This window comes from Edwardsiella piscicida (assembly GCF_021733145.1).
Classification (GTDB): Bacteria; Pseudomonadota; Gammaproteobacteria; order Enterobacterales; family Enterobacteriaceae; genus Edwardsiella; species Edwardsiella piscicida.
Window position 1 is genome coordinate 810,449 of record NZ_CP090968.1, and the last position, 14,349, is coordinate 824,797.

At 59.9% G+C, this 14,349-nt stretch carries 11 protein-coding genes; 9 read left to right on the forward strand and 2 right to left on the reverse strand.

The features are described 5' to 3' along the window. Nucleotides 1-18: 18 nt before the first annotated feature. Both glnD and map read right to left on the reverse strand, forming a co-directional pair. Nucleotides 19-2,673 (reverse strand): bifunctional uridylyltransferase/uridylyl-removing protein GlnD, encoded by a 2,655-nt coding sequence (glnD, locus tag L1P05_RS03640; RefSeq protein WP_012847604.1) that lies wholly within the window; start codon nt 2,671-2,673, stop codon nt 19-21. A gap of 89 nt (nt 2,674-2,762) precedes the next feature. Then, nucleotides 2,763-3,569: a type I methionyl aminopeptidase gene (map, locus tag L1P05_RS03645; RefSeq protein WP_012847605.1), complete on the reverse strand. Its 807-nt coding sequence runs from the start codon at nt 3,567-3,569 to the stop codon at nt 2,763-2,765. A gap of 336 nt (nt 3,570-3,905) precedes the next feature. Here map and rpsB point away from each other — a divergent pair, with 336 nt between their 5' ends. The 9 genes from rpsB to bamA all read left to right on the forward strand — a co-directional run bounded on the left by rpsB (nt 3,906) and on the right by bamA (nt 14,349). Then, a complete protein-coding gene (rpsB, locus tag L1P05_RS03650) occupies nt 3,906-4,631 on the forward strand; it encodes a 30S ribosomal protein S2 (protein WP_015461006.1) in 726 nt (241 codons plus the stop codon). A 162-nt stretch (nt 4,632-4,793) separates the two neighbouring features. Next, the gene (tsf, locus tag L1P05_RS03655) at nt 4,794-5,651 is read left to right on the forward strand and encodes a translation elongation factor Ts (RefSeq protein ID WP_012847607.1); all 858 of its coding nucleotides are present in this window, start codon (nt 4,794-4,796) and stop codon (nt 5,649-5,651) included. A gap of 139 nt (nt 5,652-5,790) precedes the next feature. After that, the gene (gene pyrH / locus L1P05_RS03660) at nt 5,791-6,516 is read left to right on the forward strand and encodes a UMP kinase (RefSeq protein ID WP_012847608.1); all 726 of its coding nucleotides are present in this window, start codon (nt 5,791-5,793) and stop codon (nt 6,514-6,516) included. A 130-nt stretch (nt 6,517-6,646) separates the two neighbouring features. Next, entirely contained in the window at nt 6,647-7,204 is a 558-nt protein-coding gene (frr, locus tag L1P05_RS03665) for a ribosome recycling factor (protein ID WP_012847609.1), read from the forward strand. A 235-nt stretch (nt 7,205-7,439) separates the two neighbouring features. After that, nucleotides 7,440-8,639 (forward strand): 1-deoxy-D-xylulose-5-phosphate reductoisomerase, encoded by a 1,200-nt coding sequence (gene ispC / locus L1P05_RS03670; protein WP_012847610.1) that lies wholly within the window; start codon nt 7,440-7,442, stop codon nt 8,637-8,639. 285 nt (nt 8,640-8,924) lie between these two features. Continuing rightward, nucleotides 8,925-9,686 (forward strand): (2E,6E)-farnesyl-diphosphate-specific ditrans,polycis-undecaprenyl-diphosphate synthase, encoded by a 762-nt coding sequence (gene ispU / locus L1P05_RS03675; protein WP_015461007.1) that lies wholly within the window; start codon nt 8,925-8,927, stop codon nt 9,684-9,686. 9 nt (nt 9,687-9,695) lie between these two features. Then, nucleotides 9,696-10,553: a phosphatidate cytidylyltransferase gene (cdsA, locus tag L1P05_RS03680; RefSeq protein WP_236888276.1), complete on the forward strand. Its 858-nt coding sequence runs from the start codon at nt 9,696-9,698 to the stop codon at nt 10,551-10,553. Nucleotides 10,554-10,571: 18 nt separating this feature from the next. Continuing rightward, nucleotides 10,572-11,927 carry a sigma E protease regulator RseP gene (gene rseP / locus L1P05_RS03685; RefSeq protein ID WP_012847613.1) on the forward strand — a complete coding sequence of 452 codons (1,356 nt, stop codon included), beginning with the start codon at nt 10,572-10,574 and terminating at the stop codon, nt 11,925-11,927. Nucleotides 11,928-11,961: 34 nt separating this feature from the next. Then, nucleotides 11,962-14,349, forward strand: coding sequence for an outer membrane protein assembly factor BamA (bamA, locus tag L1P05_RS03690; protein WP_012847614.1), 2,388 nt, complete (start codon nt 11,962-11,964; stop codon nt 14,347-14,349).

A 14,349-nucleotide genomic window follows, 5' to 3' on the forward strand; every position in this document is an offset into this window, starting at 1 on the left:
GCGGGTGCGTAAAAAAATCTACCCTTTATCGGCGCTAAGCAGGGTTTCTGTCAACCGTTGCGCCAGCTCCCGCTGCATTTCAGGCGTTAATGCGCGCCGTTCGCCGTCGGCCAGAATAAACAGATCCTCGACCCGCTCGCCAATGGTGGTAATGCGGGCGCCGTGCAGCGAGAGGCCCATTTCGGCAAAGATCTCGCCGATATGGGCCAGCAGCCCCGGACGATCGAGCGCGACGAGCTCCATGTAGCTGCGCCGGGCGTTATGGGCTGGCAGAAAGCTGACCTCCGTCGGAACGCTGAAGTGGCGTAGACGCGCCGGCGCGCGGCGCGCACGCGGCGGGTGATAGTGCGGCTGCGTCAGCGCATGCTCCAGCGCCTGGCGGATGGTGTCGTGGCGATCTGGCGCCAGCGGGCTGCCGTCTGGCTCCAGCACCACGAAGGTGTCCATGGCATAGTTATCGCGATTGGTGAAGATCTGGGCGTCGTGTACGCTGAGATTGCGTCGATCCAGCTCACCGGCGACGGCGGCAAACAGGTAAGGCCGATCGGGGCTGTAGATGAAGATTTCGGTACCGCCGCGGGTGGCATGCTGACTGACCAGCACCAGGGGGCCGTCGCCGCGGTGGCGCAGCAGGTGGCGGGCGTGCCACGCCAGTTGGCTGGGCGTATGGCGCAGGAAGTAGTCCGCGCGGCAGCGGCCCCACAGCCGCATCAGCCCCGGTTCGTCGATGTTGTCCATCCGCAGCAGCGCCAGCGCCTGCAGCCGGTGATGGCGTACCCGCTCGCGCATGTCCGGGCTGCTGTGCATACCGCGGCGCAGCTGTTTTTCGCTGGCGAAGAACAGCTCGCGTAGCAGGCTCTGCTTCCAGCTGTTCCACAGGTTTTCGTTGGTCGCGCAGATGTCGGCGACCGTCAGGCAGATCAGATAGCGCAGCCGGGTTTCGCTGTGCACCTCCGCACAGAAGTGGCGAATGACCTCGGGATCCTGAATGTCGCGGCGCTGAGCGGTGACCGACATCAGCAGATGGCAGCGTACCAGCCAGGCCACCAGCTGGGTTTCGCGCGTGTTAAGGCCGTGCAGACGGGCAAACTCCAGCACGTCGTCGGCGCCGAGCAGGGAGTGGTCACCGCCGCGCCCTTTGGCGATATCGTGGAACAGGGCGGCGAGCAGCAGCAGCTCCGGCTGCGGCAGGCGCGGGTAGAGCTCGACGCACAGCGGGTGGCGCCCGTGGTTATCCCGATCGGCAAAGCTCTCCAGCTTGAGCAGAACCCGCATGGTGTGCTCGTCCACGGTGTAGGCGTGGAACAGATCAAACTGCATCTGGCCGACGATCTTCCCCCACTGCGGCATATAGGCCCACAGTACGCTGTGATGGTGCATGGGCAGCAGCGCGCGTCGCACCGCGCCGGGGTGGCGTAGGATCGCCATGAACAGGCTGCGCGCCTCGGGCAGGGCGCACAGCGGCTGCTTCAGATGGCGGCGCGCGTAGCGCAGCTGACGCAGCGTGGTGGAGTAGATGCCCTCGATCTCCGGATTGCGCGCCATGGCGTAGAACAATCGCAGAATAATTACCGGATCGTGGCTGAAGGTGTCCGGATCGCGCAGATCGATCAGGGGGCCGCGCAGCTGGAAGTAGTCGTCGAGAATGCGTGGTTTTTCCCGGGTGTCCAGCGCGAGGATCGCCTCATCGAACAGCTGTAGCAGCATCTGGTTCAGCTCACGCACCCGCCGGGTCATGCGGTAAAACTCTTTCATCATCTTTTCGATAGGCGCGTTGCCTTCGCCCTGATAGCCCAGCAGGTGGGCGACGCTGAGCTGGCGATCGAACAGTAGGCGGTTGTCGTAGCGGTTGACCACCAGATGCAGGGCGAAGCGGATGCGCCACAGGAAGCTGCGGCATTCGTTCAGCTCGTCGCGCTCGGCGCTCGTCAGGTAGCCGAAGCCGACCATCTCATCGAGGGAGGTGGCGCCAAAGTGGCGATGGGCTACCCACAGCAGGGTGTGAATATCACGCAGGCCACCGGGGCTGGCCTTGATGTCTGGCTCCAGATTATAGCTGGTGCCGTGATAGCGCTGGTGGCGCTCGCGCTGTTCGTTCACCTTGGCGTGGTAAAAGCGCGGCGAGGGCCAGAAGTCGTCGCTGAATAGCTGTTTTTGTAACTGGAGAAACAGGGCGACGTCGCCGCTCAGCAGGCGGGATTCGATCAGGTTGGTGGCGACGGTCAGATCGGCCAGCCCCTCGCTCAGGCACTGCGCCAGGGTACGGACGCTGTGGCCGACCTCCAGACGCAGGTCCCATAGCAGGGTTATGAGCGCGCCAAGCTGCGCCTCCTGCGCTGGCGCCAGCGGTTCGGCGCTGAGCAGCAGCAGGTCGATGTCCGATAGCGGGTGCAGCTCCGCGCGGCCATAGCCGCCGACGGCGATCAGCGCCAGGCCGGGCTGGGTGTCGAAGCCGTAGCTGCGCCACAGGCGCACCAGCAGACGGTCGATATAGTGGGTACGGGCGGCAACCAGCGACTCGGCGCTTTCGCCGCGGCGAAAGGCGTGATCCAGCCAGCGACGCAGCTGCTCCATGTGGGGCTTTAGCCCGGCGCAGGTCAGCGCGTCGGCGGGGAGGGTGTCCGGCGATACGGGCGGCAGGGCGTCCGGTTCGCCGTGCGATAACTCGGCCATAGGCAGTCCATTGATAAAAAAGCCGGCATAAGCCGGCCTAGGTTATCTGCGTGCTGCAGTGAGACGCCCCCGCAGGGGCGGGCGCGCACTCACTGGGCGCTCATGTCGTGGGCGATCACCCGCGGTAAATCATGCTCTTCTTCGCGCAGCGTCAGGATCTCGCAGCCATTGTCTGTGACAACGATAGTATGCTCGTACTGCGCGGACAAGCTGCGATCCTTGGTTTTTACCGTCCAGCCGTCCTTCATCAGGCGGATGCGGTAGTCACCGGCGTTGACCATCGGTTCAATGGTGAACGTCATGCCCGCCTGCAGCACCACGCCGCCGTCGTCGGCATCGTAGTGCAGCACCTGCGGCTCTTCGTGGAAGACCTCGCCAATGCCGTGGCCGCAGTACTCGCGCACCACGGAGAAGCCGTTCTCTTCAACGAACTTCTGAATGGCCTTGCCGATGCTGCGCAGGCGGATGCCCGGTTTGACCATCTTCAGCGCCAGATACAGGCTCTCCTGGGTGATGCGGCACAGGCGCTCGCCGAGGATTGTCGGCTTACCGACGATAAACATTTTGGAGGTATCGCCGTGCCAGCCGTCTTTGATCACGGTGACGTCGATATTGACGATATCGCCGTCTTTAAGCGCCTTATCGTCGCTTGGAATACCGTGGCAGACCACCTCATTGACCGAAATGCAGACGGACTTCGGGTAGCCGTGATAGCCCAGGCAGGCGGAGATGGCGTGCTGTTGCTGTGTGATGTACGCATCGCACAGGCGATCCAGCTCGCCGGTGGTGACGCCGGGCACCACGTGCGGGGCGATCATTTCCAGCACCTCGGCGGCCAGGCGGCCAGCGATGCGCATTTTTTCGATGTCTTGTGGTGTTTTCAGTGCAATAGCCATAGGTATTCTGTCCACGGACGTCGCCGCAGCGACAATGAGAAGCAATGTCTTCTATGGTAACAGTCCCGCTACGCCCTGCCAAATGGCAGCAGGGGGGCTGGCTCAAAATGCAACAAAAGGTGGAGTCTATCGCGTGTTTATGGTATAAAGCGCGCCGCAGTTCCCGTATGTCTGCAAGGCGTACGCGGAGGCTGTAAATCTCACTTTGTGTTATTTGCATAAACAACACACACGTATCGGCACATGTGCCGGGGTGCCGTCGGACGCGAATGCGTGCGGTGGTCGGCGTCATGGGATACGTGGAGGCATAACCCCAATTTTTATAGAGGTCTAATCATGGCAACTGTTTCCATGCGCGATATGCTCAAGGCTGGTGTTCACTTCGGTCACCAGACCCGTTACTGGAACCCGAAAATGAAGCCGTTCATCTTCGGTGCTCGTAACAAGGTTCACATCATCAACCTTGAAAAAACCGTACCGATGTTCAACGACGCTCTGGCTGAGCTGAGCAAGATCGCGTCCCGTAAGGGCAAGATCCTGTTCGTTGGTACCAAGCGCGCAGCAAGCGAAGCGGTAAAAGACGCTGCCCTGAACTGCGATCAGTTCTATGTGAACCATCGCTGGCTGGGCGGTATGCTGACCAACTGGAAAACCGTTCGTCAGTCCATCAAGCGTCTGAAAGATCTGGAAACTCAGTCTCAGGATGGCACCTTCGACAAACTGACCAAGAAAGAAGCTCTGATGCGCACCCGCGAGCTGGGCAAGCTGGAAAACAGCCTGGGTGGTATCAAAGATATGGGCGGTCTGCCGGACGCGCTGTTCGTTATCGATGCCGATCACGAACACATCGCCATCAAAGAAGCCAACAACCTGGGTATCCCGGTATTCTCTATCGTTGATACCAACTCCGATCCGGACGGCGTTGACTTCGTTATCCCGGGTAACGATGACGCTATCCGCGCTGTGACCCTGTACCTGAGCGCCGTGGCTGAAGCCGTGCGTGAAGGCCGTTCTCAGGATCTGGTTGCCCAGGCTGAAGAAACCATGGCTGAAGCCGAGTAATAAGGACAGCTCGCAGGAGCCCTTATTAACCGGTATTCATATGTTGGTTAGGGGGCCTATCATGGCCCCCTTTCTTTGTGGTCTATCCCGCAAAGATGTCATCTCTAGAACAATCGTCTTGCGCAGAGGCTCCCTCTGGGCGAGATAACCGAGGAAAATACAATGGCTGAAATTACCGCTTCCCTGGTAAAAGAACTGCGTGAGCGTACCGGCGCAGGCATGATGGAATGTAAAAAGGCACTGGTTGAAGCTAACGGCGACATCGAGCTGGCCATCGACAACATGCGTAAATCCGGCCAGGCCAAAGCGGCCAAGAAAGCCGGCCGTGTTGCCGCTGAAGGCGTGATCCTGACCAAGGTTGCCGCTGACGGTAAATATGGCGTCATCGTTGAGATGAACTGCGAAACCGACTTCGTTGCCAAAGACGCTGGCTTCAAAGCGTTCGCTGATGAAGTTGCCGCCGCAGCCCTGGCTGACAAAATCATCGATATCGACACCCTGAAAGCGAAGTTCGAAGAACAGCGTACTCAGCTGGTTGCCAAAATCGGTGAAAACATCAACATCCGTCGCGTGTCTGAACTGACCGGCGACCTGCTGGGCACCTACAGCCACGGCGCGCGCATCGGCGTTATGGTTGCTGCTACCGGCGCTGACGAAGAGCTGATCAAGCACATCGCCATGCACATCGCCGCCAGCAAGCCGGAATACGTTAAGCCGGAAGACGTACCGGCAGACGTGGTTGCTCACGAGCACCAGATCCAGCTGGACATCGCCATGCAGTCTGGCAAGCCGCGCGAAATCGCTGAGAAGATGGTTGAAGGCCGTATGCGTAAGTTCACCGGTGAAGTCTCTCTGACCGGTCAGAGCTTCGTTATGGATCCGAGCAAGACCGTTGGCCAGCTGCTGAAAGAGCACAACGCTAACGTGACCGGCTTTATCCGCTTCGAAGTAGGCGAAGGCATCGAGAAAGTAGAAACTGACTTCGCAGCAGAAGTTGCCGCGATGTCTAAAGGGGCCTAATCCCCTTTGACTACAGAGCCGCCGCGAGGCGGTTCTGTTTTATCCGGCCAGACTTACTTCAATGAGCGGTCAGGGGCGCAGACCGTACATTGAAATACCTCCGACTAATTAATTGACTGTTTCTTAGGACTCAAACACCATGGCTACCAATTCCAAACCCGTTTACCAGCGTATCCTGCTTAAGCTGAGCGGCGAAGCTCTGCAAGGCTCAGAAGGTTTTGGCATCGATGCGAGCGTGCTGGACCGCATGGCGCAGGAGGTCAAAGAGCTGGTTGAATTAGGCGTGCAGGTGGGCGTGGTGATTGGCGGCGGCAACCTGTTCCGCGGCGCCGGTCTGGCGCAGGCGGGGATGAACCGCGTGGTCGGCGACCACATGGGGATGCTGGCGACGGTGATGAACGGCCTGGCGATGCGCGATGCGCTGCACCGCGCCTATGTCAACGCTCGCCTGATGTCGGCCATTCCGCTGAACGGCGTATGCGACAACTACAGCTGGGCGGAGGCGATCAGCCTGCTGCGCAACAACCGCGTCGTGATTTTCTCCGCCGGCACCGGCAATCCGTTCTTTACCACCGACTCCGCTGCCTGTCTGCGCGGGATCGAGATCGAAGCCGACGTCGTGCTGAAGGCGACGAAGGTGGACGGCGTTTACTCTGCCGATCCGATGAAAAATCCGGACGCCACGCTGTACGAACAGCTGAATTATCAGGATGTTTTGGAGAAAGAGCTGAAGGTGATGGATCTGGCCGCCTTCACTCTGGCGCGCGATCATAACCTACCGATCCGCGTGTTTAACATGAACAAGCCGGGTGCGCTGCGTCGCGTAGTGATGGGCGAACAAGAAGGTACGCTGATCACCAAATAATGCGCTGCGTGCGTGCGGGACAGTCGGCACGTCCGGCTGTCGTATTGCGCAGGCCGCATTGAAAAACGCTTGGCCTTTGGTGCACAATTCACTCTACTAACCACAACCACCGTTTTCAAGGGTTCGCAACGTGATCAACGAAATCAGAAAAGATGCCGAAACGCGCATGGACAAATGCGTCGAGTCATTCAAGGGCAATATCAGCAAAATCCGCACCGGCCGTGCGCATCCTAACCTGCTCGATGGCATTCAGGTTGAGTACTACGGCACCGCTACCCCGCTGCGTCAGCTGGCCAACATCGTTGCGGAAGACTCCCGTACGCTGGCCTTGACCGTATTCGATCGCAGCATGTCTGGGGCGATCGAAAAAGCTATCCTGACCTCCGATCTGGGCCTGAATCCCGCCTCTGCCGGCACCGTGATCCGCGTTCCGCTGCCGCCGTTGACGGAAGAGCGCCGTAAGGATCTGATCAAGCTGGTACGCTCTGAAGCCGAATCTGGCCGCGTTTCCGTGCGTAACGTACGCCGCGACGCCAACGATAAGGTGAAGGCGCTGCTGAAAGACAAAGAGATCAGCGAAGACGAAGATCGCAAGTCTCAGGACGAGATCCAGAAGATCACCGATCTGATGATCAAAAAGATCGATGCGGCGCTGGCTGATAAAGAAAAAGAGCTGATGGATTTCTAATCCAGCTCCGGCAGCGGCATCCCCCCTGGGGCGGCGCGGTACGCGTCGGCCGCTGCACAGCGCCTCTGCGGCGGGCCCTCTCCTCGCCCGTCGTTTCGGTAATAAGCGTCGCTTCGGCGGCGCTTTTGTTTGTGTGCCGCCGGCCTGCCTTGGCCGACGGCGCAAAATTCGCTGGGGAGGTGCGCTGGCTTAGCGTATCCTGTAATGATTTGACCCAGTAATTCAGAGTATCCTCATGAAGACGCTGACCATTTTAGGTTCAACCGGCTCCATCGGCACCAGTACGCTGGCGGTGGTGCGGGCCAATCCCGGCGCGTTCCGCGTGGTAGCACTGGTGGCAGGCAAGAACGTTGATGTCATGCTGCAGCAGTGCCGTGAATTTTCCCCCCGCTATGTCTGTATGGCCGATGAAGGTGCCGCCGCCGCGCTGCGCCAGCGCCTGTTCGAGTGCGGCCTTGGCGCGATTGCCGTGATGAGCGGCGAGCACGCCGCCTGCGAGCTCGCCGCCCTGGATGAGGTCGACCAGGTGATGGCGGCGATCGTCGGCGCCGCGGGCCTGCTGCCGACGCTGGCGGCGATTCGGGCTAACAAGCGGGTGCTGCTGGCCAACAAAGAGGCCCTAGTGACCTGTGGACGTCTGTTTATGGAGGCGCTCTCCCACAGCCAGGCGCAGCTGCTGCCTATCGACAGTGAACACAACGCCATTTTTCAGAGCCTGCCGACGGCGGTACAGCAGCAGCTGGGCTTTGCCAGCCTGCGTGAGCACGGGGTGACCCGTATCGTACTGACCGGCTCCGGCGGGCCGCTGCGTCAGCTGCCGTTGGCGGATTTTGATGCTGTCACGCCGGCGCAGGCCTGCGCGCATCCCAACTGGTCTATGGGGCGTAAGATCTCCGTCGACTCCGCCACCATGATGAATAAAGGGCTGGAGTATATTGAGGCGCGCTGGCTGTTCAATGCCTCGGCGGAGGAGATGGAGGTGATCGTTCACCCGCAGTCGGTGATCCACTCCATGGTGCGCTACCGGGACGGCAGCGTGATTGCCCAGCTGGGTAATCCTGACATGTGTACGCCGATCGCCCACGCCATGGCCTATCCCGACCGCGCGCCGAGCGGCGTTGCGCCGCTGGATTTCTGCCGAATGGGCTCGCTGAGCTTTGAGGCGCCGGATATGGCGCGCTACCCCTGTCTGCAGCTGGCTATCGAGGCGTTTGCCGAGGGGCAGGCGGCGACGACGGCGCTGAATGCGGCGAATGAAATTGCGGTTGCCGCCTTTCTCGATGGGCGTCTACGCTTTACTGACATCGCCCGGCTGAACCGCGGCGTGGTGGAGCAGCTGCGCTGCGCTGAGCCGGACTGCGTTGAGGCGGTGCTGGCGATTGATTGCGCCGCTCGCCAGGCGGCCCAGACGCTGAGCGCGCGTTTTTCCCGCTAAATTCGTCCGGCCGGGTGCGCTGATTTGTGGCGCTAACGGCATGATGATATAGTCTGCGCCAGTTTTTTTGCGCGCACGCCGCGAAAAGAACGGCGTAAGGGCGGGGGGAATGCTCCCCTGCTCGCCGGCGTCGGGTGTGCGCGGCGGTCTGAGTTGAGATGATTGGGGGGCCGTGCTGATTCACGGCCTTATTTACGCAGGAGTGACCGTCGCCGCAGGACTGCGCGCGGCGGGATGGACAGGTTGAGGCCGCCCTGCTGGCTTGTTGAGGAAAAATTTACACGTATGTCATCCACACAACCAACTGTGATGAGCAACGCTGCCTCTGTTCCCCGGCATGTTGCGATTATCATGGACGGCAACGGCCGCTGGGCCAAACGTCAGGGTAAAATGCGTGTATTCGGACATAAGGCCGGCGTTAAGTCGGTGCGCTGTGCGGTGCGTTTCGCGGTCACCCGGGGGATTAGGGCGCTGACGCTGTATGCCTTTAGCAGCGAAAACTGGAATCGGCCGCAGCAGGAAGTATCGGCGCTGATGGAGTTATTTGTCCGTGCACTGGATAGTGAAGTCAAACGACTGCATAAGCATCAGGTGCGGCTGAAGGTGATCGGTGATATCAGCCGCTTTAGTCCGCGCTTGCAGGAGCGTATTCGTCGCTCAGAGCAGATGACCGCCGAGAATACCGGCCTGACGCTGAACATCGCCGCCAACTACGGTGGGCGTTGGGATATCGTTCAGGGGGTGAAAACGCTGGCAGAGCAGGTGCGTCAGGGGACGCTGCTGCCGGAAGCGATCACGGAGTCGATGCTGGGTGAGCAGATCTGCCTGCATGACCAGGATGCCGTGGATTTAGTTATCCGTACCGGAGGCGAGCATAGGGTCAGTAACTTTCTGCTGTGGCAAATTGCCTATTCAGAATTTTATTTTACTGACGTGCTGTGGCCTGATTTTGATGAAACAACCTTTGAAGGTGCACTGAATGCATTTGCACAACGCGAGCGTCGCTTCGGGGGAACGACACCTATCAACGCAACCGATGCGTCATAGGGGGAACTTTTGCTGAAGTCGCGCATTATTACTGCATTAATTTTGGTCCCGGTGGTGATTGCCGCCCTGTTCTTGCTGCCGCCGCTGGGATTCTCGCTGGTGCCGCTCGCCGTCTGTATGCTGGCCGCCTGGGAGTGGGGGCAGCTGGCCGGTTTCGCCAGTCGCAATCAGCGTATCTGGGGCGCCGTGATCTGTGGCCTGGTGCTGGCCGCCATGCTGCTGGGGATGCCCGAGTTCACCCGCAGCGTTCATCTACCGCTGATCGCCGGTTCGCTGTGGACCGCCGCCGGCTGGTGGATTGTGGCGCTGGCGCTGGTGTTCTTTTACCCGCGCTCAGCTGGCTGGTGGCGTCACTCGCGCGCGCTGAAGGTGCTGTTTGGCATCGTCACCATTCTGCCCTTCTTCTGGGGGATGGTGGCGCTGCGTCAGTATGGCTATGAGGCCAATCATTATCGCGGTGCCTGGTGGCTGCTGTATGTCATGTTCCTGGTATGGGGGGCCGACTCGGGCGCCTATATCTTTGGCAAGCTGTTCGGTAAGAACAAGCTGGCGCCGAAGGTGTCACCGGGGAAAACCTGGGAGGGGCTTATCGGCGGACTGATGACCTCTGCGCTGATCTCGTGGCTGTTTGGGCGCTATGCGCCGCTGGATGTCGATGTTCGCGTGCTGTTAGTCTGCTCGGTTATCGCCGCGCTGGCCTCTGTGCTGGGCGATCTGACGGAGAGCATGTTCAAGCGCGAGGCGGGCATTAAGGACAGTAGTCACCTGATCCCCGGCCACGGCGGCGTACTGGATCGCATCGATAGCCTGACGGCGGCGGTGCCGGTATTTGCCTGCCTGATGCTGTTGGTTTTTGGCCAGGCCTAAACGGGTAAGGGAGGAACGATGGGTGGCATCCTGTGGAGTGTACTGGCGTTCTTGGTCGCGCTGGGCGTACTGATCACGGTACATGAGTTTGGCCACTTCTGGGTCGCGCGCCGCTGCGGCGTGCGGGTCGAGCGTTTCTCCATCGGCTTTGGCAAGGCGCTGTGGCGTCGGGTCGATCGCCAGGGGACCGAATACGTGGTCGCGGCGATCCCGCTGGGCGGCTACGTCAAAATGCTGGATGAGCGGGTCGAGAGCGTGGCGCCGGAGTGGCGCCACCAGGCGTTCAATAACAAGAGCGTGCTGCAGCGTGCCGCGATTGTCAGCGCCGGCCCCATCGCCAACTTCGTATTCGCCATCATCGCTTACTGGCTGGTCTTCGTCATCGGGGTGCCCAGCGTGCGTCCGGTGATCGCCGACGTGACCCCAGATTCTATCGCCGCCGCCGCCCATATTACGCCGGGAATGGAACTGAAGTCCGTTGACGGTGTCGATACTCCGGACTGGGAGTCCGTTCGACTGGCGCTGGTTGGTCAGATCGGCGACAACAGCACCACGCTCGGCGTGGGGCCGTTTGGCAGTCAGCTGGTGAGTGAAAAGACCCTGGACCTGCGGCGCTGGCAGTTTGATCCCGAGCGTCAGGACCCGGTCGTATCGCTGGGGATTATCCCGCGCGGCCCGACCATTGAGCCGGTGCTGGCGGAGATACAAAAGGGATCGGCGGCGCAGAAAGCAGGTTTACAAGTAGGGGACAGGATAGTTAAAGTCAATGGCGTCCCGATACGCGGCTGGCGTGATTTCGCGCTGCAGATCCGCGATAATCCCGACCACGCGCTGGCGCTGGATGTCGAGCGGGCGGGACAGTCGATGTCGCTGACGCTGACGCCGGAGAGTCGGCGGGTAGCGCGCGGACAGACCGAAGGCTTTGCCGGCGTGGTTCCGCAGGTGATCCCGCTGCCGGAGGAGTATCAAACCATTCGCCAGTATGGGCCGTTCGTGGCACTGTATCAGGCGACGGACAAGACCTGGCAGCTGATGAAGCTGACGGTCTCCATGCTGGGTAAACTGATTACCGGTGATGTAAAGTTGAACAATCTGGGCGGCCCTATCTCCATAGCACAGGGAGCGGGGGCGTCAGCTGAGTATGGCTTGGTGTATTACCTGATGTTTTTGGCGCTGATCAGCGTCAATCTGGGGATCATCAACCTGTTTCCTTTACCGGTTCTTGATGGGGGACATCTGCTGTTTCTTGCGCTGGAAAAGCTCAAGGGCGGGCCGGTGTCCGAACGGGTTCAGGCTTTCGGCTATCGCATTGGCGTGATTTTGCTGATGCTGTTTATGGGGCTTGCACTTTTCAATGATTTCTCGCGGCTGTAATGGGCGGGATTGTTAGGAAGAACGCATAACAACGATGGCGATGAAAAAGTTGCTCTTAGCGTCGCTGCTGTTTGGCAGCGCAACCGTATACGGTGCAGATGGTTTCGTAGTGAAAAATATTCATTTCGAAGGACTGCAGCGGGTCGCCGTCGGTGCGGCGTTACTTAACATGCCGGTACGCGTAGGCGATACCGTCTCTGATGAGGATCTGAGTAATACCATCCGCGCGCTGTACGCCACCGGTAACTTTGAGGATGTGCGGGTACTGCGTGATGGTAACAATCTGATTGTGCAGGTTAAGGAACGCCCGACGATCGCCAGCATTACCTTCTCTGGCAACAAGTCAGTGAAGGACGAGATGCTAAAGCAGAACCTGGAGGCCTCCGGGGTTCGCGTCGGCGAGGCGCTCGATCGCACCACGTTATCCAGCATTGAAAAAGGGCTGGAGGATTTCTACTACAGCGTCGGTAAATACAACGCCACCGTGAAGGCCGTTGTTACACCGCTGCCGCGCAATCGCGTCGATCTGAAGCTGGTGTTTACCGAGGGTAAATCGGCGCAGATCCAGCAGATTAATATCGTCGGCAACCATGCGTTCAGCAGCGCCGAGCTGCTGGGGCACTTCCAGCTGCGCGACGATGTACCGTGGTGGAACCTGATGGCCGATCGCAAATACCAGAAGCAGAAGCTGGCCGGCGACCTTGAGGCGCTGCGCAGCTACTATCTGGATCGCGGCTACGCGCGTTTCGCCATTAATTCGACGCAGGTGAGCCTGACGCCGGATAAGAAAGGGATCTACATCACCATCAACATCACCGAAGGCGAGCAGTATAAGCTGGAGGGGGTGGACGTCACCGGCAATATGGCCGGCTACAGCGCCGAGATCACCCGCTTGACCAAGGTAGAGCCGGGTGAGCTGTATAACGGCGCCAAGGTCACCAAGATGGAAGATGAGATCAAGCAGCTGCTGGGGCGCTATGGCTATGCCTACCCGCGCGTGCAGACGCAGCCGGAGATCAATGACAAGGACAAGACCGTTGTCCTGCACATGAATATCGATGCCGGTAACCGCTACTATGTGCGTCAGATCCGCTTTGTCGGCAACGACACCAGCAAAGACGCCGTACTGCGCCGTGAGATGCGCCAGATGGAAGGCTCTTGGCTGGGCAGCGACCAGGTCGAGCAGGGGAAAGAGCGTCTGAACCGTACCGGTTACTTTGAGAACGTCGACGTGGAGACCCAGCGCGTACCCGGTACGCCGGATCAGGTTGATGTTATCTATAAGGTGAAAGAGCGTAATACCGGCAGCTTTAACTTCGGTATCGGCTACGGCACCGAAAGCGGCGTCAGCTTCCAGGTCGGGGTGCAGCAGGATAACTGGCTGGGCACCGGCAACGTGGTGGCGATCAACGGCACCAAGAACGACTACCAGACCTACGCCGAGCTGTCGCTGACCGATCCGTACTTTACGGTGAACGGCGTCAGCCTGGGCGGCCGACTGTTCTATAACGACTTTAAGGCCAACGACGCCGATCTGTCTGACTATACCAACAGCAGCTATGGCTTTGACGGCACCCTGGGCTTCCCGATCAACGAGAACAACTCGCTGCGCACCGGCCTGGGCTATGTACACAACGACCTGTCCGACATGCAGCCGCAGGTGGCGATGTGGCGCTATCTGCGCTCCGTGGGTCAGAATCCGAGCGATAGCCAGCGCGCCAGCTACAAGGCCGATGACTATACCTGGACCGCCGGCTGGGCCTACAACAACCTGGACCGCGGCTTCTTCCCGACGGCCGGTAGCAAGGCCTCGCTGAACGGTAAGATCACGCTGCCGGGCTCCGACAACGAATACTACAAGCTGACCTTCGACAGCCAGAGCTATTTCCCGATCAACCAGGATCGTACCTGGGTGGTGCTGGGACGTACCCGCCTGGGCTACGGTAACGGCTTCGGCGGCAAAGAGATGCCGTTCTATGAGAACTTCTACGCCGGTGGCTCTGGTACCGTACGCGGCTTCCAGTCCAATAACATCGGTCCGAAGGCGGTGTACCTGAACGGCGATGGCAGCGTGGATCAGAGCAAGACCGGCGACAACGACGCGGTGGGCGGTAACGCCATGGCGGTCGCCAGCCTGGAGCTGATCACCCCGACGCCGTTCGTCAGCGAGCAGTATGCCAACTCTCTGCGCACCTCCGTCTTTATGGATGCCGGTACCGTATGGGATACCAACTGGGATCAGGCCGCCTACCCGACGCTGCCGGACTACAGCAAGGCGACCAACGTGCGTCTGTCGGCCGGTATCGCGCTGCAGTGGATGTCGCCGCTGGGGCCGCTGGTGTTCTCCTATGCCCAGCCGGTCAAGAAGTATGAGGGCGATAAGGCGGAGCAGTTCCAGTTTAATATCGGTAAAACCTGGTAA